The sequence below is a fragment of the Paraburkholderia sp. FW306-02-B genome, assembly GCF_058782725.1.
Genome location: NZ_JBYSXZ010000001.1, coordinates 536,487 through 554,454 on the forward strand (window position 1 = coordinate 536,487; position 17,968 = coordinate 554,454).

Here is a 17,968-nt window from a genome sequence, read left to right on the forward strand (position 1 = left end):
TCCAATGAGCGACCCGAACGAACCTTCCGCACCTGACTTCGCCAGCAGCGATCCGAACACTCCGGACTTCTGGGACGAGCGCTTCGAACGCCATTACACGCCGTGGGATCAGGCCGGGGTGCCGGCGGCGTTCCGGTCGTTCGCCGAGCGGCATAGCGGCGCGGCCGTGCTGATTCCGGGCTGCGGCAGTGCTTACGAGGCGCTTTGGCTGGCCGAGCACGGCAATCCGGTCCGTGCGATCGACTTTTCACCGAACGCCGTAGCCGCAGCACGTGAGCAATTGGGTGCGCAGCATACGGATCTGGTCGAGCAGGCGGACTTTTTTACGTACCAGCCGCCGTTTGCGCCCGCATGGGTCTATGAGCGCGCGTTCCTCTGCGCGCTGCCGATAGCACGCCGCGCGGACTACGCGCAACGGATGGCCGAACTGTTGCCCGGCGGCGCTCTGCTGGCGGGGGTTTTCTTCCTCGGCGCGACGCCCAAAGGGCCGCCGTTCGGTATCGAGCGCGCCGAACTCGACGTGCTGCTCACGCCACACTTCGATCTGATCGAGGACGAAGCCGTGAACGATTCGATTGCTGTCTTCGCCGGACGCGAGCGCTGGCTGACCTGGCGCCGCCGCTGAAATAGCACTTGATTCGATATCGGCCGCCCTCATTTAGAGCGACGGCGGCTGCGTCGGGCGCTTGTCCCGGAAATCCGGGGGTGGGGTGCCGTTTGCGGCTATAATTCAAGGCTTTGCAAGCGTTTACAAGATTTCAGTAGGGAAAAGATCATGCCGATCTACGCTTATCGTTGCGAATCGTGCGGCTTCGGGAAGGATGTGCTTCAGAAGATGAGCGACTCCCCGTTGACGCAGTGTCCCGAATGCGGGAAAGACACCTTTCGCAAACAGGTGACTGCCGCCGGCTTCCAGCTGAAGGGCTCCGGCTGGTACGTCACCGATTTTCGCGGTGGTAATGGCGGCACGAGCGCGCCGGCGAAGCCCGACGCGAATGCCGGTTCAAATGCGAACTCGGACGAGAACGGCGCGTCCGCGAATAACGGCGCCGCGAAATCAGACTCCGGTTCGGCCAGCAGCACGGCCGCAGCCAGTACTTCGAGCGCAGCCGCAACGCCGGCCGCGCCCTCAGCCGCACCGGCCGCTTCAGCAACATCGAGCGGTTCGGGCAGCGCCTAGCAGGACTGCCGCCCTTGGGGCGGCGCACACACCGCGTCTAGAGCCTTGGCTCGCGCGGCTTTCTGGCGGTACACATGACGACGAAAAAAACGACGCTCAAATCGGTGTTCCTGACTGGCCTGCTGGTGCTGGTGCCTCTGGCCATCACACTGTGGGTGCTCGGCCTGATCATCGGCACGATGGACCAGACGCTGTTGCTGCTGCCGAGCGCATGGCAGCCGGAGCGCGCGCTCGGCTTCCGTCTGCCGGGCCTCGGCGCGGTGCTGACGCTGGCGTTCATCTTTGTCGTCGGGCTGTTGACGCAGAACTTCATCGGGCAGAAGCTCGTGAAGTGGTGGGAAGTCGTGGTCGCGCACATTCCTGTGGTCGGCCCGATCTACACCAGCGTCAAGCAGGTGTCGGACACCTTGCTCTCCAGCAGCGGCAATGCGTTCCGCAAGGCGCTGCTGATCGAGTACCCGCGCCGCGGCTCCTATACGATTGCGTTTCTGACCGGCATCCCGGGCGGCGACGTGGTCAATCACCTGAAAGAAGATTACGTCAGCGTGTATGTGCCGACTACGCCGAATCCGACCTCCGGCTTCTTCCTGATGGTGCCCAGGAGCGAAGTGATCGAGCTCGACATGACGGTCGACGCTGCGCTCAAGTACATCGTCTCGATGGGCGTCGTGGCGCCGTCCGCGCCGCCGGCGCCGGTGCGCCGCACGACAGTCGAGCCTCCGCTGTAATTCCGGCGCGCAGCGTTTCACGCAGTGTTTCATTGCGGCGCGCCGTTCAACCAATGCAAAACGAAAGACAAACATCATGTCGATGAGATCTGAATACTGCGGTCTGGTGACCGAAGAACTGCTGGGCCAAACCGTCTCGCTGTGCGGCTGGGTAAGCCGCCGCCGCGACCATGGCGGCGTCATCTTCATCGACCTGCGCGACCGCGAAGGCCTCGTTCAGGTCGTCTGCGATCCGGATCGCGCGGAGATGTTCAAAGCCGCCGAAGGCGTGCGCAACGAGTTCTGCCTGCAGATCAAGGGCGTGGTGCGCAGCCGGCCGGAAGGCACGACGAACGCCGCGCTGAAGAGCGGCAAGATCGAAGTGCTGTGCCATGAGCTGATCGTGCTGAACGCATCGATCACGCCGCCGTTCCAGCTCGACGACGACAACCTGTCGGAAACCACGCGTCTCACGCACCGTGTGCTCGACCTGCGCCGTCCGCAGATGCAGCACAACCTGCGTCTGCGTTACCGCGTCGCGATCGAAGTGCGCAAGTATCTGGACGCGCAAGGCTTCATCGACATCGAAACGCCGATGCTCACCAAGAGCACGCCGGAAGGCGCGCGCGATTACCTCGTGCCGTCGCGCACCAACGCGGGCCAGTTCTTCGCGCTGCCGCAATCGCCGCAGCTGTTCAAGCAACTGCTGATGGTGGCGAACTTCGATCGCTACTACCAGATCGTCAAGTGCTTCCGCGACGAAGACCTGCGCGCCGACCGTCAGCCGGAATTCACGCAGATCGACTGCGAAACCTCGTTCCTGTCGGAACAGGAAATCCGCGATCTGTTCGAAGCGATGATCCGTCACGTCTTCAAGGAAACGATCGGCGTTTCGCTGGACGAGAAATTCCCGGTCATGCTGTATTCGGAAGCGATGCGCCGCTTCGGGTCGGACAAGCCTGACCTGCGCGTGAAGCTCGAATTCACGGACCTGACGGATGCAGTGAAGGACGTCGACTTCAAGGTGTTCAGCACGCCGGCCAATACGAAAGACGGCCGCGTCGCGGCAATCCGCGTGCCGAAGGGCGGCGAGCTTTCGCGTGGCGACATCGACAGCTACACGGAATTCGTGCGCATCTACGGCGCGAAGGGCCTGGCGTGGATCAAGGTCAACGAAGTCGCGAAGGGCCGTGACGGTCTGCAAAGCCCGATCGTCAAGAACCTGCACGACGAAGCGGTCAAGGCGATCATCGAGCGCACCGGCGCGCAAGACGGCGACATCATTTTCTTCGCAGCGGATCGCGCGAAGGTGGTGAACGACAGCTTGGGCGCACTGCGTCTGAAGATCGGTCATTCGGAATTCGGCAAGGCCAACGGTCTGGTCGAGTCCGGCTGGAAGCCGCTGTGGGTGGTCGACTTCCCGATGTTCGAATACGACGAGGAAGACAATCGCTATGTCGCCGCGCATCACCCGTTCACGAGCCCGAAGGACGAGCACCTCGAGTATCTGGAAACGGATCCGGCGCGCTGCCTCGCGAAGGCTTACGACATGGTGCTGAACGGCTGGGAAATCGGCGGCGGTTCGGTGCGTATCCACCGTGAAGAAGTGCAGAGCAAGGTGTTCCGCGCGCTGAAGATCAACGCGGAAGAAGCGCAAGCCAAGTTCGGCTTCCTGCTCGACGCGCTGCAATACGGCGCGCCGCCGCACGGTGGTATCGCCTTCGGTCTGGACCGCATCGTCACGATGATGGCCGGCGCCGATTCGATCCGCGACGTGATCGCGTTCCCGAAGACGCAACGCGCGCAGTGTCTGCTCACGCAGGCGCCGAGCGAAGTGGACGAGCGCCAGTTGCGCGAGTTGCACATCCGTCTGCGTACGCCGGAACCGAAGGTGTAACCGGAAGCGGGTTAAGCCAAAGCTATCTGAAAACGACGGTAAGAAGCAAACGAAAAAGGCGCGTGATGCGCCTTTTTCGTTTTTTGCGTTACAGTCGAAGCAACCGGTCTCGACCGCTCATAGGACCGATCACCGACATGTACCGCGCGAGCGTTGCGCCCAGTTTTAACGCCATGCCGAAACCGCCGAAGATCCCACAATCCGTACTCGTCATCATCCATACGCCCGCGTTCGAGGTGCTGCTGATCGAGCGCGCCGACCATGAAGGCTTCTGGCAGTCGGTGACAGGTTCCAAAGACCATCTCGACGAGCCGCTCGCCGAAACGGCCGCGCGCGAAGTCGCGGAAGAAACCGGCATCGTGGTCGGCAGTACGCTGGTGCCGCAGAGCGCGCTATTCGATTGGCAATACGAGATCGAGTATGAGATTTACCCGGAGTTTCGCCATCGCTATGCCGAGGGCGTGATCCATAACACCGAGCATTGGTTCAGCCTGCAAGTGCCCGAGCAGATCGAGGTGACGCTCGCGCCGCGTGAGCACACCGCGTTCCTGTGGCTGCCGTATGAAGAGGCGGCGTCGCGCTGCTTTTCGTCGTCGAATGCCGATGCGATCTTGCAGTTACCCAGGAGGCTGAATGGGCGGCTCGATGAGCGCCTGAAGGAGCGTGCCCGGTGAGCGTCGGTGGCGCGCGCCGTTTCGCGCGACTCCGTCAATCGCTGCTTGGCCGCCGCTATTTGCAGCGCTACCGCTTTACCAGCGGCAATGACGTCAAGCTGCTGCGTTCCGGCGACGAGTTCTTCGAGGCGCTGACCGGGCGTATCGACGCGGCGCAGACCGACGTCGTTCTCGAAACCTATATCTTCTGCGACGACAGCGCCGGCCATGCCGTTAGCGCGGCGCTGCTGCGCGCCGTCGCGCGCGGCGTGAAGGTGCGCGTGATCACCGACGGCATCGGCACCGCGCGCCTGCCGTTGTTCAACGAATGGACACTCGCCGGCATCGAGCACCGCATCTACAACCCGCATCTGTTCGGCCGCTTCGGCTTCTCGCGCACGCACCGCAAACTGGCGGTGGTGGACGATCGGTTCGCGTATTGCGGTGGCATCAATATCGTCGACGATTACGAGAACAACGGTGAGAAGCTGCCGTACCGGCGCTGGGATTTCGCAGTCGAGTTGCACGGGCCGGTGGTCGGCGATATCCGCCAGGCATTCGAACTGCAATGGCAGCGGATTCGCCTTGGCCATCGGCCCCTGGAGTCAATGGAGTCCTATCCTGGGCCGAAGACCGGCGAGTCGCTCGGCACCCTGCGGCGGCGCCGCCGCAACCGCAACGAGGAGCTATGGGCCGGCGGACAGCCATGCGTGGCCTTCGTCGCGCGCGACAACCTGATCAACCGGCGCGCCATCGAAAAAGCCTATTTGACCGCGATTGGCCAGGCGCGCAGCGAAGTGCTGCTGGCCAATCCCTACTTCATGCCGGGCCGCAAGCTGCGGCGTGCGCTGGTGTTTGCGGCCCGGCGCGGCGTCGATGTAAAGCTGATCATCGGGCGCAAGGAGTTTGCCGCGCTCGATTACGCGGTGCCGTTCCTGTATCGTGCGCTGCTCAAAGCAGGCGTGGAGATCGCCGAGTACGAGAAAACCATGCTGCACGGCAAAGTCGCGGTGGTGGATTCGAACTGGGCCACCGTTGGCTCATCGAACCTCGACGCGCTTAGCCTCGTGCTCAACAACGAAGCCAACGTGGTGCTGGTGAACGACCCACAGATCAATGGGCTGCGCGAAGCGATCCTCGTGGCGTTCAAGGATTCACGGCGGATCGACGAGGCGCGTTACGATGCCCGTCCGGCCGGCGAGCGCTTCCTCAACTGGCTCGCTTACACGACCTATCGGGCCGTGATGAAGCTACTGACGGTGGGCGGCTATGACTAGCGCATCCTCCTCTCTCACATAAGCGCAAGGGCGCGGCGTCAAGGTAAGGAAAAAAAAGGAGGCAAACGCCTCTAAAAAATCTCCCTCCTCCGAATGACGGATGCAGCAGAATTGAAACCGGGTTAGAAACCGGTTTCTAATAAAGTCCTTGTTTCGCGGACGGCGGCACTCAATAATAGTACGGCCGTTCGATTTTCTTTCGGTCACATTAGAACGGTAAAAAAGCTATGCGAAAAGGCGAACAAACGCGAGCCGCGATTCTCGAAGCCGCACTTGATCTGGCAAGCCGCGACGGACTGGAAGGTCTGACGATTGGGCTGCTGGCCGAGCGCATGCAGATGAGCAAAAGCGGGGTGTTTGCGCATTTCGGATCGCGCGAGGATTTGCAGGTCGAAGTCGTGCGCGAATATCACCGTCGTTTTGAAGACGAGGTGTTTTTCCCGAGTTTGCGCGAGCCCCGCGGCTTGCCGCGTCTGCGCGCAATGATCTCCCGCTGGATCGAGAAGCGCATTCAGGAAGTCACCACTGGGTGCATCTATATCAGCGGCGCGGTCGAGTATGACGACCGCGCGGACAACCCGGTGCGCGAGCAACTGGTGTCGAGCGTGACGATCTGGCGTGCGGCGCTCACTCGCGCGATTTCGCAGGCGATGGAAGAAGGGCATCTGCGTGCCGATACCGATCCGCAGCTGATGCTGTTCGAACTGTACAGCTTCACGCTCGGCCTGCATCACGACGCGCGCTTCCTGCACTTGCCGGATGCGGTGCGCCTCACGTGGGCCGCGCTGGAAAAATTGATTATTTCGTATCAGAGCGAAAGCCGTTAGCAGGGCCGCCGAACTTAAGCAGATTCAGCGGCGCTGAAAGTCCGTTTCCACGGACCCAGCTGACAGCCTGGCTTCTTGTCAAACTTTGGAGAGAGTCATGGGACAGTACGCCGCGCCGCTGCGCGACATGCAATTCGTGTTGCACGAGCTGCTTAACGTCGAAGCCGAGATCAAGCAGATGCCGAAGCATGCGGATCTCGATGCCGACACGATCAACCAGGTGCTCGAAGAAGCCGGCAAGTTCTGCTCCGAAGTCCTGTTCCCGCTGAATCAGAGCGGCGACCAGGAAGGCTGCACGTACGTCGGCGACGGCGTCGTGACCACGCCGAAGGGCTTCAAGGAAGCGTATCGACAGTACGTCGAAGCCGGCTGGCCCGCGCTCGGCTGCGATCCGGAATACGGCGGCCAGGGCCTGCCCGCGTTCGTCAACAACGCGCTGTACGAAATGCTGAACTCGGCGAACCAGGCCTGGACGATGTATCCGGGGCTGTCGCACGGCGCGTATGAATGTCTGCATGCACACGGCACGCCGGAGCAGCAGAAAACCTATCTGCCGAAGCTCGTGTCGGGCGTATGGACGGGCACGATGTGTCTGACCGAGCCGCACTGCGGCACCGATCTCGGCATTCTGCGCACGAAGGCCGAGCCGAACGGCGATGGCTCGTACGCGATCAGCGGCACGAAGATCTTCATCTCCAGCGGCGAACACGACCTGTCGGAGAACATCGTTCACCTGGTACTCGCGCGTCTGCCGGATGCGCCGATGGGCACCAAAGGCATTTCGCTCTTCATCGTGCCGAAATTCGTGCCGAACGACGCGGGTGAACCGGGCGCACGCAATACAGTGAAGTGCGGCTCGATCGAACACAAGATGGGCATCCATGGCAATGCGACCGCCGTGATCAATCTCGACAACGCGAAGGGCTGGCTGGTCGGTGAGCCGAACAAGGGCCTCAACGCGATGTTCGTGATGATGAACGCCGCGCGTCTGGGCGTCGGCATGCAGAGCCTGGGCCTGACCGAAATCGCCTACCAGAACTCGCTGACGTACGCGAAAGAGCGTCTGCAAATGCGCTCGCTGACCGGCCCGAAGGCGCCGGAAAAAGCCGCCGATCCGATCATCGTGCACCCGGACGTGCGCCGCATGTTGCTCACGCAAAAGGCCTACGCCGAAGGCGCGCGCGCTTTCTCGTACTGGTCCGCGCTGCACATCGACAAGGAACTGTCGCACGCCGACGAATCGGTGCGTAAAGAAGCCGCCGATCTGGTCGCGCTGCTCACGCCTATCCTGAAGGCCTTCCTGTCGGACAACGCGTTCGAAGGCACCAACCACGCGATGCAGATCTACGGCGGCCACGGCTTCATCGCCGAATGGGGCATGGAGCAATACGTGCGCGACGCGCGCATCAACATGATCTACGAAGGCACCAACGCGATTCAGGCGCTCGACCTGCTGGGCCGCAAGATCCTCGGCGACATGGGCGCGAAGATGAAGAAGTTCGGCAAGCTGGTGTCGGACTTCGTCGAAGCCGAAGGCGTGAAGCCGGAAATGCAGGAGTTCATCAACCCGCTTGCCGACATTGGTGAAAAGGTGCAGAAGCTGACGATGGAAATCGGCATGAAGGCGATGCAGAACCCGGACGAAGTCGGCGCCGCGTCTGTGCCGTATCTGCGTACCGTCGGCCACCTGGTGTTCTCGTACTTCTGGGCGCGCATGGCACGTATCGCGCTCGACAAGGAAGCATCGGGCGACGCGTTCTACAAGGCGAAGCTGGCCACCGCACGTTTCTACTTTGCGAAGCTGCTGCCGGAAACGGCGATGACGATCCGTCAGGCACGCGCTGGTTCGAAGTCACTGATGGAAGTCGACGAAGCGCTGTTCTAAACACACATCAAGGCAAGCGCCACGCTCACAAAAGAGCGTGGCGCTCCGCCAGCCACACACATCGCGAAAAGTTGATGAAACATTCGCGACCCCCCGCATAACTCCCCGGAGGAACGACGTGAGCAATCTGATCATTCGCAAGGTAGCCGTGCTCGGCGCCGGCGTGATGGGCGCGCAGATCGCCGCGCACCTGATCAACGCCAAGGTGCCCGTGCTGCTGTTCGACCTGCCCGCCAAGGAAGGCCCGAAGAACGCGATCGCGCTGAAGGCGATCGAGAATCTGAAGAAGCTGTCGCCGGCACCGTTCGGCGTCAAGGACGACGCGCAATACATCCAGCCGGCCAACTACGACGACGATATCGAAAAGCTCGCGGAATGCGATCTGGTGATCGAAGCGATCGCCGAGCGCATGGACTGGAAGCACGACCTGTACAAGAAGGTGTCGCCGCACATCGCGCCGAACGCGATCTTCGCGACCAACACGTCGGGTCTGTCGATTACCGAACTGTCGAATGGTTTCCCGGATGAATTGAAGTCGCGCTTTTGCGGCGTGCACTTCTTCAATCCGCCGCGCTACATGCATCTGGTCGAACTGATTCCGACCGCAACGACGCGTCCGGAAATCCTCGATCAACTCGAGTCGTTCCTGACGAGCGTGGTCGGCAAGGGCGTTGTGCGGGCGAAAGATACGCCGAACTTCATCGCGAACCGCGTCGGTATTTTCTCGATCCTCGCCGTCATTGCCGAAGCCGCGAAGTTCGGCCTGCGTTTCGACGAAGTGGACGACCTGACCGGCAGCCGCCTCGGCCGCGCGAAATCGGCGACGTTCCGTACCGCGGATGTGGTCGGTCTCGACACGATGGCGCACGTCATCAAGACGATGCAGGACAACCTGAAGGACGATCCGTTCTTCCCGGTCTACGAAACGCCGGCCGTGCTCGCCGAACTGGTGAAGAAGGGCGCGCTCGGCCAGAAGACCGGCGGCGGTTTCTACAAGAAGGAAGGCAAGGCGATCAAGGTGCTCGACCCGAAGACGGGCGAGTACGTCGACGGCGGCGTGAAGGCGGACGAACTGGTCGGCCGCATTCTGAAGCGCCCGCCGGCAGAGCGTCTGAAGCTGCTGCGCGAATCGGAACACCGCCAGGCGCAGTTCCTGTGGTCGATCTTCCGCGACGTGTTCCACTACATCGGCGTGCATCTGGAGTCGATCGCCGACAACGCGCGCGACGTCGATCTGGCCATCCGTTGGGGCTTCGGCTGGAACGAAGGTCCGTTCGAAGGCTGGCAGACGGCCGGCTGGAAGCAGGTCGCCGAGTGGGTGCAGGAAGACATCGCGGCAGGCAAGGCGCTGTCGAATGCACCGCTGCCGTCGTGGGTCCTTGATGGTCCCGTCGCCGAGAAGGGCGGCGTGCATACGAACGAAGGTTCGTGGTCGCCGGCTTCGAAGACGTTCGTGCCGCGCTCGTCCCTTGGCGTCTACGACAAACAGGTGTTCCGTGCGCCGCTGGTCGGCGAAACGGCAGCCGATCCGAAGACCTACGGCAGGACGCTGTTCGAAACCGACGCCGTGCGCGCATGGGTCGACGACCGTGCAGGCGAGAACGACGTCCTGATTGTGTCGTTCAAGAGCAAGATGAACACGATCGGACCGTCGGTGATCGACGGCCTGACGCAAGCCATCGAACTGGCCGAAAAAGACTACAAGGGTCTGGTCGTGTGGCAGCCGACGTCGCTGAAACTCGGCACGCCGGGTGGCCCGTTCTCCGCGGGCGCGAACCTCGAAGAAGCGATGCCGGCGTTCATGATGGGCGGCGCGAAGGGTATCGAGCCATTCGTGAAGAAGTTCCAGCAAGGGATGCTGCGCGTGAAGTACGCGAGCGTGCCGGTCATCTCGGCGGTGTCGGGTATTGCGCTTGGCGGTGGTTGCGAGCTGGCGCTGCATAGCGCGAAGCGTGTCGCGCACATCGAAAGCTATATCGGTCTGGTTGAAGTCGGCGTGGGTCTCGTGCCCGCAGGCGGCGGTCTGAAGGAAGCCGCACTGCGCGCAGCGGAAGCCGCGACGCAAGCCGGCGCGACCAACGACCTGCTGAAGTTCGTGCAGAAGTCGTTCGAAAACGCGGCGACGGCGAAGGTGTCGGCCTCCGCACTCGACGCCCGCGCGATGGGCTATCTGAAGCCGTCCGACACGATCGTCTTCAACGTGTTCGAACTGCTCGACGTCGCGAAGAAGGAAGCGCGTGCGCTGTCCGCAGCGGGTTACCGTCCGCCGCTGCGCGTGACGCAAGTACCGGTCGCGGGCCGCTCGGCGATTGCGACCATCAAGGCATCGCTCGTCAACATGCGCGATGGCCGCTTCATCAGCGAGCACGACTACCTGATCGCCGGCCGCATTGCTGAAGCGGTGTGCGGTGGCGATGTCGAAGCGGGCAGCCTGGTCGACGAAGAATGGCTGCTGCAACTCGAGCGTCGCGCGTTCGTCGATCTGCTCGGCACGCAAAAGACGCAGGAACGGATCATGGGCATGCTGCAAACCGGCAAGCCGGTGCGTAACTAACGCGCGACGAGCGGACCGCAACCCTATGCACGGGACCAGAGTAAGCGCTAAAGCGCCAACTCTGGTCGACCGCAAACATTGCATGGGACCAGAGTAAGGCGCTGAAGCGCCAACTCTGGTCGACAAAGGAGCTTTAAATGACAAAGCAATTGCAAGACGCATACATCGTCGCCGCGAGCCGCACGCCGATCGGCAAGGCGCCGCGCGGGATGTTCAGGAACACGCGCCCGGACGAACTGCTGGTCCACGCGATCAAGTCGGCCGTGGCGCAAGTGCCGGGTCTCGACACCAAGGTGATCGAAGACGCGATCATCGGCTGTGCGATTCCGGAAGCCGAACAAGGGCTGAACGTGGCGCGGATGGGCGCGCTGCTGGCCGGCCTGCCGAACACGGTCGGCGGCGTCACGGTGAACCGCTTCTGCGCATCGGGCCTGACCGCGCTGGCGATGGCCGCTGACCGCATTCGCGTCGGCGAATCGGACGCGATGATCGCGGGCGGCTGCGAATCGATGAGCATGGTGCCGATGATGGGCAACAAGCCGTCGATGTCGCCGCACATCTTCGATCGTAATGAAGATATCGGCATCGCTTACGGCATGGGCCTGACGGCCGAGAAGGTCGCCGAGCGCTGGAAGATCAGCCGCGAAGCACAAGACCAGTTCTCGGTCGAGTCGCATCGCCGCGCCATCGCCGCGCAGCAAGCCGGCGAATTCAACGACGAAATCGCCGCGTACACGATCACCGAGCGTTTCCCCGATCTCGCCACCGGTGAAGTGCGGGTCAAGACGCGCGAGGTCGCGCTCGACGAAGGTCCGCGTGCGGACACGTCGATGGAAGGCCTCGCCAAGCTGCGCGCGGTGTTCGCGAACAAGGGTTCGGTAACGGCGGGCAACAGCTCGCAGACGTCGGACGGCGCGGGCGCGTTGATCGTCGTGTCGGAGAAGATGCTCAAGCAGTTCAACCTGACGCCGCTCGCGCGTTTCGTCAGCTTTGCCGTGCGCGGCGTGCCGCCGGAAATCATGGGTATCGGTCCGAAGGAAGCGATTCCGGCTGCGCTGAAGGCCGCTGGCCTGAAGCAGGACGACCTCGACTGGATCGAACTGAACGAAGCGTTCGCCGCGCAATCGCTGGCGGTGATTCAGGACCTCGGCCTCGATCCGTCGAAGATCAACCCGCTCGGCGGCGCGATCGCACTCGGCCACCCGCTGGGTGCGACCGGCGCGATCCGTGCGTCGACAGTGGTGCACGGCTTGCGCCGCCGTAACTACAAGTACGGCATGGTGACGATGTGCGTCGGCACTGGCATGGGCGCAGCGGGCATCATCGAACGTCTGTAAGCGTGTTCGCTCTGGTCTCCGCAGTGATCCCCGCAATGATCCCTTAAGGACCGCATGAACGGTTCGCAGGCCGACTGGCTCGCGAACCGTTTTTCCATTCAGCAGTGTGAGGAGATGACAATGGATATTCTGGTCGAGCGCGCGGACGGCGTGCTGACGATTGCCTTCAACCGGCCGGACAAGAAGAACGCGATTACGGCCGCGATGTATCAGACGATGGCCGATGCGCTGGTTCAAGCGCACAGCGACGCGTCGGTCCGGGCGATCCTGATTCGTGGCAGCGTCGGCATTTTCAGCGCCGGCAACGATCTCGAAGACTTCATGAAGAAGCCGCCAGGCGACGAAAATTCGCCGGTATTCCAGTTCCTGCGTGCGATCAGCTCGGCGGAAAAGCCGGTGGTGGCGTCGGTGGCAGGCCCGGCTGTCGGCATCGGCACGACGCTGCTGCTGCATTGCGATCTGGTCTACGCCGCCGACACAGCCACCTTCTCGCTGCCGTTTGCACAGCTTGGGTTGTGCCCGGAAGCGGCCTCGAGCCTCTTGTTGCAGCGCGTCGCCGGTTATCAGGCAGCGGCCGAAAAGCTGCTGCTCGGCGAAGCGTTCGACGCGCGCGAAGCGCAACGCATGGGCTTCGTGAATCGCGTGCTGCCCGCGGCTGAAGTCGACGCGTTCGCGGCAGCGCAAGCGGCCAGGCTGGCGGCGCTGCCGGCCTCATCGTTGCGTGTGACGAAGAGTCTGATGAAGCGCGCGAGTCAGCATGAGTTGCAAACGCAGATGACCGAGGAAGCGGTGCACTTCGGCAAGATGCTGATCGCGCCCGAAGCGCGCGAGGCGTTCAAGGCGTTCTTCGAGAAGCGCAAGCCGGACTTCCGGCAATTCGATTGATCAACAGCGTTCAGACGTTCAAGGCTGCGTCGGCTGCAGCGTATCGTAGTCGACGTAGCTGGTTTCGCGGCAGAAGCTGACGAGCCGCACGCCGGCCTTGCGCGCAATCGCAATCGCCAGCGACGACGGTGCCGAAATGGTGGCGACCATCGGCACGTCGACGCGCGCCGCCTTGCGCACCAGCTCGTAGCTGGCGCGGCTCGACAGAAACACAAAACCCTCTTTGGTATCGGCGCGATCGAGCACCAGTTGGCCGATCAGCTTGTCGAGCGCGTTGTGACGGCCGACATCCTCGAACGCGTAGCGGATCGCGCCTGCCGCATCGCACCACGCGGCAGCGTGCAACCCGCCGGTCAGGCGCGTTAGCGCCTGGTGCTCGGGCAATTCGCGCGCGGCCCGAGCGATCGCATCCGGCGCGAGCCGTTGCAGAAAACCGGTGTCCGGCACGCGTTCCGGTTCCAGATCCAGCAGATCGATGCTTTCGATCCCGCATACGCCGCAGCCGGTACGCCCGGCGAGTGCGCGGCGCTTTTCCTTCAGCGCGACGAAAGCCTGTTGCACCACTTGCAATTGCACTTCGGCATGCGGCAATTCGCCGTCGTCATGCAGTTCGACCTCGATGTCCTGAATGTCGCTGCCGCGCTCCACGATCCCTTCCGAAATCGCAAAACCTACCGCGAACGCTTCCAGATCGCGCGGCGTGCACATCATCACCGCGTGCGAAATGCCGTTGAAGACGAGCGCGACCGGCCACTCCTGACCGACGTGATCGGTGACGGTTTCGACCGCCGCGCCGCGGTGCCGGTGCACTTGGCGCGCCACGGCGCCCGGCTGTCCTGCCGTTTCCAGTTCGTTCAAGTTGCTTCACTCCTTTGCCATGCTGCGCGCGAGCGGCTTCAAGCCTTGCCTGGCGCCGAAAAGCGGCCCCAGTCCGCGCCGCTATGACGCGAATAAGGTTCTAAAATACCCCAAGGCGGGTTTGCGCGTTGCCCGTCGTCAAAGAGGGATACTGTCATGGGACTCAACGAAGCACCGCTTCTGTTCAACTTCGAAGTCGAGTCTTCGGAGAATTTCACCTTCATTCCAATGTCCGTGCGCTTCAATCTGGACCGTTTCGGGCTGCGTATCTCGCTTGCGCAGTGGCAGTCGCTGCCGCTCGAAGACCGCAAGCTGCTGGCGCGTTTTCCGGTCGAGGAAGACACGGAAATCGAGCCGAATTTCGATCACGCGCTGTTCGAAATGCTGCGCACCCACGCGAACGTCGAACCGGAGTGGTTCACGCCCGACGAAGCGCCTGTCTGGCGCCGCACGGATAGCGTACCGGAGGACGTCACGCACCAGGCGGGGCTCGCCGGCCTGCCCACGCCTGACGTCGCCCAGTGGGCCAATCTGGCGCCGTTCAAGCGCTACGTGCTCGCCAAATTGTCGCGCAAGCCGGAAGCGAACCATGATTTCGTCCCCGCGATGAAGGAATTTGGCGCGGCCGGCTAGGTGCGGCCGGCTAATTTTTTCTCCCGATACCCTCAAGCTGTTCCGAACCCTGCCGTTATCCATGGGTTGGCGCGTAAAAAGACTCGCATTGACGCGAGCTCGCGCTCCCGCCCCCAGAACGATAAACGTTCGGAACCCATGACTCCTTTTTTATCGAAGCGGCTGCTGATCAATCTGGCGGTCGTCGCGGCGGCGGTCGGCGCGAACGCGTTCGTCGCCTATACGCAGATTTGCGGCCAGCGCGACACCGACGCGCGCATGCTGCGTTCGACAAGCGTGCGTGAGGACCTCGACGCCTACCAGATGGCGCTCGACGGCGGCCTCGCCGCGCTCGGCCGTTTCGAAGCGTCGGGCGAGGCCCCGCCTGCCAATGAGACTGCCACCGTGGCGGCTTCGCTGGCCCGGCTGGAGCGCGAGTTGCGCAGCGATCTGGCCGGCGAGCCGGCCATGCTCGATGCGCTCGGCAAGCTGAGCGCGGATAGCCACGCGTTGCAACGCGACATCGACGCTGCGCTGTTGCGCGGCGCGAACGCCACGCTGAACGAGTCGCGCGGCTGGGCGTCATCGGCCTACACGCGTCTCGGCATGAGACAGGACCGCGTCGAAGCCGGACTCGCGGCGCTGCGGGCACAGGAGAATCATGCGTTGCAGGCGTCGCTCGCGGCCTCCACGCGTGAAACCCGCCATGCCATGCTGTTCCTGATCCTGACGATGCTGGCCGGCAGCGCGCTGCTGATCTATACGTTCGGCGCGCGCGAAAACAGCGCTCGCGAGAAATTGCGCATGGTTCGCGCGCTGGGCCGCCACGACGACCGCTTTCGCGGCCTGTTCGACGACCATCCGGTGCCGATGTATATCTTCGATCGCGAGACGCTGCGCTTTCTGGCCGTCAACGCGGCCGCCGTTCAGCAATACGGTTATACGGAGAGCGAATTTCTCGGCATGACGATCCGCGCGATCCGGCCAAATTCCGAGATCGGGCGCCTCGAATCGCACCTGCAGCGTAGCGACGCGGTGCCGCGCGGCCGCACGATGGCAGGCGTCTGGCATCACCGGCGCAAGGACGGCTCGACCATCAGCGCGGATATTTCGTACCATGCGCTGAACTTCATGGGGCGCGCCGCCTTCTTCGTGCTGGCCGACGATGTCACCGAGCAGATCAATGCCGAAGCCGAAGCGCAGCGCTCGAACCAGATGCTCGAGACGGTGATCGACAACATTCCGCAGCGCATTTTCTGGAAGGACCAGGAATCGCGCTATCTCGGCTGCAACATGGCGTTCGCGCGCGACGCGGGGCTCGCTTATCCGGAGCAGGTGGTGGGCAAGAGCGATGCCGATATGCCGTGGCGCGCGTTCGCCGACCAGCTGCGCGGGCACGACGAAGAGGTGTTGAGCACCGGCGTGCCGAAGATGAACTTCGAAGTCGACATGGTCATCGACGGCGTGCACCGTACGACGGTCACCAGCAAGCTGCCGTTCACCGATAGCGACGGCCGCGTCATCGGCGTGCTCGGTTCCTATACGGACATCACCGAACGCAAGCGCGCCGATCTGGCCTTGCGTTTGCAAAGCCGCGCGCTCGATGCGAGCGTCAACGCGATTCTGATTACCGCGCCGTCGCCGTCGGGCAATCTGATCGAATACGTGAACCCTGCGTTCAAGCGCATCACCGGCTACGATCCGGCCGAATTGATCGGCCACGATTGCCGCGTGCTGCAACGCGACGACCGCGATCAGGAAGGCGTCGCCGCGATTCGTCAGGCGCTCGCGGCGAACCGCGAGGTCAGCGCCGTGGTGCGCAACTATCGCAAGGACGGCGCGCTGTTCTGGAATCAACTTTTCATCGCACCGGTGCCGAACGCGGAGGGCGTCATCACGCATCACATCGGCGTCGTCAACGATGTGACCGATCTGATCCGCTATCAGGAGCAGCTCGAATATCAGGCCAACTATGACAGCCTGACGCGGCTGCCCAATCGCAACCTGCTGCGTGACCGCCTGCAGCATGCGCTGATCGTCGCGCAGCGGCATCACAAGGGCGTCGCGGTGGTGTTCATCGATCTGGACGGCTTCAAGAACGTCAATGACAGTCTCGGTCATAGCGTCGGCGACCGTCTGTTAAGCGTGGTCGCCGAGCGGCTCGCTCGCTGCACGCGCACCAGCGACACGGTGGCCCGTCATGGTGGCGACGAGTTTGTGATCGTGATGACCGACACCGTCGACGAACAGTCGCTGATCGCGTGGATGGAGCGCGTGCGCGCGTCGATTTCCGAGCCGGTGTGGCTCGACGGTACCGAGCTGTATGTCGGCTGCAGCATGGGCGCGAGCCTGTTCCCGCAGGACGGCGACGACGCGGAAACGCTGATGAAAAAAGCCGACCTCGCGATGTATCGCGCGAAGGACATGGGCCGCAACACGTTCCAGTTTTATCAGCCGGAGATGAACGCGAGCGCGGGCGCGCGGTTGAATCTCGAACGGCGTTTGCGCCGTGCGTTGCGCGACAACGAATTCCTGCTGCACTACCAGCCGCAGGTGGATATCGAGAGCGGGCAGATTGTCGGCACCGAGGCGCTGGTGCGCTGGCGCGATCCGGAAGTCGGCTTGGTCCCGCCGTCGTCGTTCATTCCGGTCGCGGAAGAAAGCGGCTTGATCGGGCCGCTGTCGGAGTGGGTGTTGCGCGAAGCGTGCCGGCAGAACAAGGCCTGGCAGGATCAGGGCTTGCCGCCGGCGCGGGTGTCGGTGAATCTGTCGGCGCGGGTGTTCCAGCAGCGCGATATTGCCAGGCTGGTGATGCAGGTGCTCGATGAGACGGGCCTCGAGCCGCAATACCTCGAACTCGAACTGACCGAAAGCACGATCATGCGCAACGCCGAAGAAGCGGTGTCGATGCTCAACGAACTGCACGCGCTGGGTATCGGTCTCGCCATCGACGACTTCGGCACCGGCTATTCGAGCCTCAGCTATCTGAAACGCTTCCCGGTGGACCGCCTGAAGATCGACCGCTCGTTCGTGTCGGATATCGGCGTTTGCGGCGACGACGAAACGATCACCTCGGCGATCATCGCGCTCGCGCATTCGCTGAAGTTGCAGGTGATCGCAGAAGGCGTGGAGACCTCAGCTCAACTCGACTTCCTGAAAGAGCGCGCGTGCGACGAGATGCAAGGCTTTTACTTCGCCAAACCGTTGTCGACGGACGCGATCTCCGCGTTGTTCCAGGGCGGAGTGGGCCGGGAGGTCGCCACAGTCTGAGCGCTAGCGAGGGCTCTCGCCGCGCT

The 17,968-nt window shown here is 62.8% G+C and carries 14 protein-coding genes; 13 read left to right on the forward strand and 1 reads right to left on the reverse strand.

Features of this window, described 5'->3' with window-relative positions; translation table 11 throughout:
• The first annotated feature begins 4 nt into the window (after positions 1–4).
• From AC3WOG_RS02385 to AC3WOG_RS02435, 11 genes are all read left to right on the forward strand, one after another.
• Positions 5–625: a methyltransferase domain-containing protein gene (locus AC3WOG_RS02385; protein ID WP_492576485.1), complete on the forward strand. Its 621-nt coding sequence runs from the start codon at positions 5–7 to the stop codon at positions 623–625.
• 150 nt (positions 626–775) lie between these two features.
• Entirely contained in the window at positions 776–1,180 is a 405-nt protein-coding gene (locus tag AC3WOG_RS02390; RefSeq protein WP_492576486.1) for an FmdB family zinc ribbon protein, read from the forward strand.
• A gap of 74 nt (positions 1,181–1,254) precedes the next feature.
• The gene (locus tag AC3WOG_RS02395) at positions 1,255–1,908 is read left to right on the forward strand and encodes a DUF502 domain-containing protein (RefSeq protein WP_492576487.1); all 654 of its coding nucleotides are present in this window, start codon (positions 1,255–1,257) and stop codon (positions 1,906–1,908) included.
• Positions 1,909–1,984: 76 nt separating this feature from the next.
• Positions 1,985–3,784 (forward strand): aspartate--tRNA ligase, encoded by a 1,800-nt coding sequence (gene aspS, locus AC3WOG_RS02400; RefSeq protein WP_492576488.1) that lies wholly within the window; start codon positions 1,985–1,987, stop codon positions 3,782–3,784.
• A 173-nt stretch (positions 3,785–3,957) separates the two neighbouring features.
• Positions 3,958–4,458: a dihydroneopterin triphosphate diphosphatase gene (gene nudB / locus AC3WOG_RS02405; RefSeq protein ID WP_492576489.1), complete on the forward strand. Its 501-nt coding sequence runs from the start codon at positions 3,958–3,960 to the stop codon at positions 4,456–4,458.
• Positions 4,455–5,714: a cardiolipin synthase ClsB gene (clsB, locus tag AC3WOG_RS02410; RefSeq protein ID WP_492576490.1), complete on the forward strand. Its 1,260-nt coding sequence runs from the start codon at positions 4,455–4,457 to the stop codon at positions 5,712–5,714. Before nudB ends, clsB begins: the two co-directional genes overlap by 4 nt.
• A gap of 227 nt (positions 5,715–5,941) precedes the next feature.
• Positions 5,942–6,541 carry a TetR/AcrR family transcriptional regulator gene (locus AC3WOG_RS02415; protein WP_179736094.1) on the forward strand — a complete coding sequence of 200 codons (600 nt, stop codon included), beginning with the start codon at positions 5,942–5,944 and terminating at the stop codon, positions 6,539–6,541.
• 97 nt (positions 6,542–6,638) lie between these two features.
• On the forward strand, positions 6,639–8,426 hold the full coding sequence (locus AC3WOG_RS02420; protein WP_492576491.1) for an acyl-CoA dehydrogenase C-terminal domain-containing protein: 1,788 nt from the start codon (positions 6,639–6,641) through the stop codon (positions 8,424–8,426).
• A gap of 118 nt (positions 8,427–8,544) precedes the next feature.
• Positions 8,545–10,980: a 3-hydroxyacyl-CoA dehydrogenase/enoyl-CoA hydratase family protein gene (locus AC3WOG_RS02425; RefSeq protein ID WP_492576492.1), complete on the forward strand. Its 2,436-nt coding sequence runs from the start codon at positions 8,545–8,547 to the stop codon at positions 10,978–10,980.
• A gap of 137 nt (positions 10,981–11,117) precedes the next feature.
• The gene (locus AC3WOG_RS02430) at positions 11,118–12,317 is read left to right on the forward strand and encodes an acetyl-CoA C-acyltransferase (protein WP_492576493.1); all 1,200 of its coding nucleotides are present in this window, start codon (positions 11,118–11,120) and stop codon (positions 12,315–12,317) included.
• Positions 12,318–12,431: 114 nt separating this feature from the next.
• A complete protein-coding gene (locus tag AC3WOG_RS02435) occupies positions 12,432–13,202 on the forward strand; it encodes an enoyl-CoA hydratase (RefSeq protein ID WP_492579691.1) in 771 nt (256 codons plus the stop codon).
• A gap of 18 nt (positions 13,203–13,220) precedes the next feature.
• Here AC3WOG_RS02435 and fdhD read toward each other — a convergent pair whose 3' ends face one another.
• On the reverse strand, positions 13,221–14,060 hold the full coding sequence (fdhD, locus tag AC3WOG_RS02440; RefSeq protein WP_492576494.1) for a formate dehydrogenase accessory sulfurtransferase FdhD: 840 nt from the start codon (positions 14,058–14,060) through the stop codon (positions 13,221–13,223).
• Positions 14,061–14,216: 156 nt separating this feature from the next.
• On the opposite strand from fdhD, the gene AC3WOG_RS02445 reads away from it, so the two are divergent.
• Both AC3WOG_RS02445 and AC3WOG_RS02450 read left to right on the forward strand, forming a co-directional pair.
• Positions 14,217–14,693 (forward strand): nitrate reductase associated protein, encoded by a 477-nt coding sequence (locus AC3WOG_RS02445; protein ID WP_492576495.1) that lies wholly within the window; start codon positions 14,217–14,219, stop codon positions 14,691–14,693.
• A gap of 138 nt (positions 14,694–14,831) precedes the next feature.
• Positions 14,832–17,942 carry a sensor domain-containing protein gene (locus tag AC3WOG_RS02450; RefSeq protein ID WP_492576496.1) on the forward strand — a complete coding sequence of 1,037 codons (3,111 nt, stop codon included), beginning with the start codon at positions 14,832–14,834 and terminating at the stop codon, positions 17,940–17,942.
• The last annotated feature ends 26 nt before the right edge of the window (positions 17,943–17,968 follow it).

Bases quoted from the DNA above. Each gene is read 5' to 3' on its own strand.
- AC3WOG_RS02415 (WP_179736094.1), top strand. From the start codon at position 5,942: ATGCGAAAAGGCGAACAAACGCGAGCCGCGATTCTCGAAGCCGCACTT.
- AC3WOG_RS02445 (WP_492576495.1), top strand. From the start codon at position 14,217: ATGGGACTCAACGAAGCACCGCTTCTGTTCAACTTCGAAGTCGAGTCT.
- nudB (WP_492576489.1), top strand. From the start codon at position 3,958: ATGCCGAAACCGCCGAAGATCCCACAATCCGTACTCGTCATCATCCAT.
- AC3WOG_RS02450 (WP_492576496.1), top strand. From the start codon at position 14,832: ATGACTCCTTTTTTATCGAAGCGGCTGCTGATCAATCTGGCGGTCGTC.
- AC3WOG_RS02395 (WP_492576487.1), top strand. From the start codon at position 1,255: ATGACGACGAAAAAAACGACGCTCAAATCGGTGTTCCTGACTGGCCTG.
- AC3WOG_RS02430 (WP_492576493.1), top strand. From the start codon at position 11,118: ATGACAAAGCAATTGCAAGACGCATACATCGTCGCCGCGAGCCGCACG.
- AC3WOG_RS02435 (WP_492579691.1), top strand. From the start codon at position 12,432: ATGACAATGGATATTCTGGTCGAGCGCGCGGACGGCGTGCTGACGATT.
- AC3WOG_RS02420 (WP_492576491.1), top strand. From the start codon at position 6,639: ATGGGACAGTACGCCGCGCCGCTGCGCGACATGCAATTCGTGTTGCAC.
- aspS (WP_492576488.1), top strand. From the start codon at position 1,985: ATGTCGATGAGATCTGAATACTGCGGTCTGGTGACCGAAGAACTGCTG.
- AC3WOG_RS02385 (WP_492576485.1), top strand. From the start codon at position 5: ATGAGCGACCCGAACGAACCTTCCGCACCTGACTTCGCCAGCAGCGAT.
- AC3WOG_RS02390 (WP_492576486.1), top strand. From the start codon at position 776: ATGCCGATCTACGCTTATCGTTGCGAATCGTGCGGCTTCGGGAAGGAT.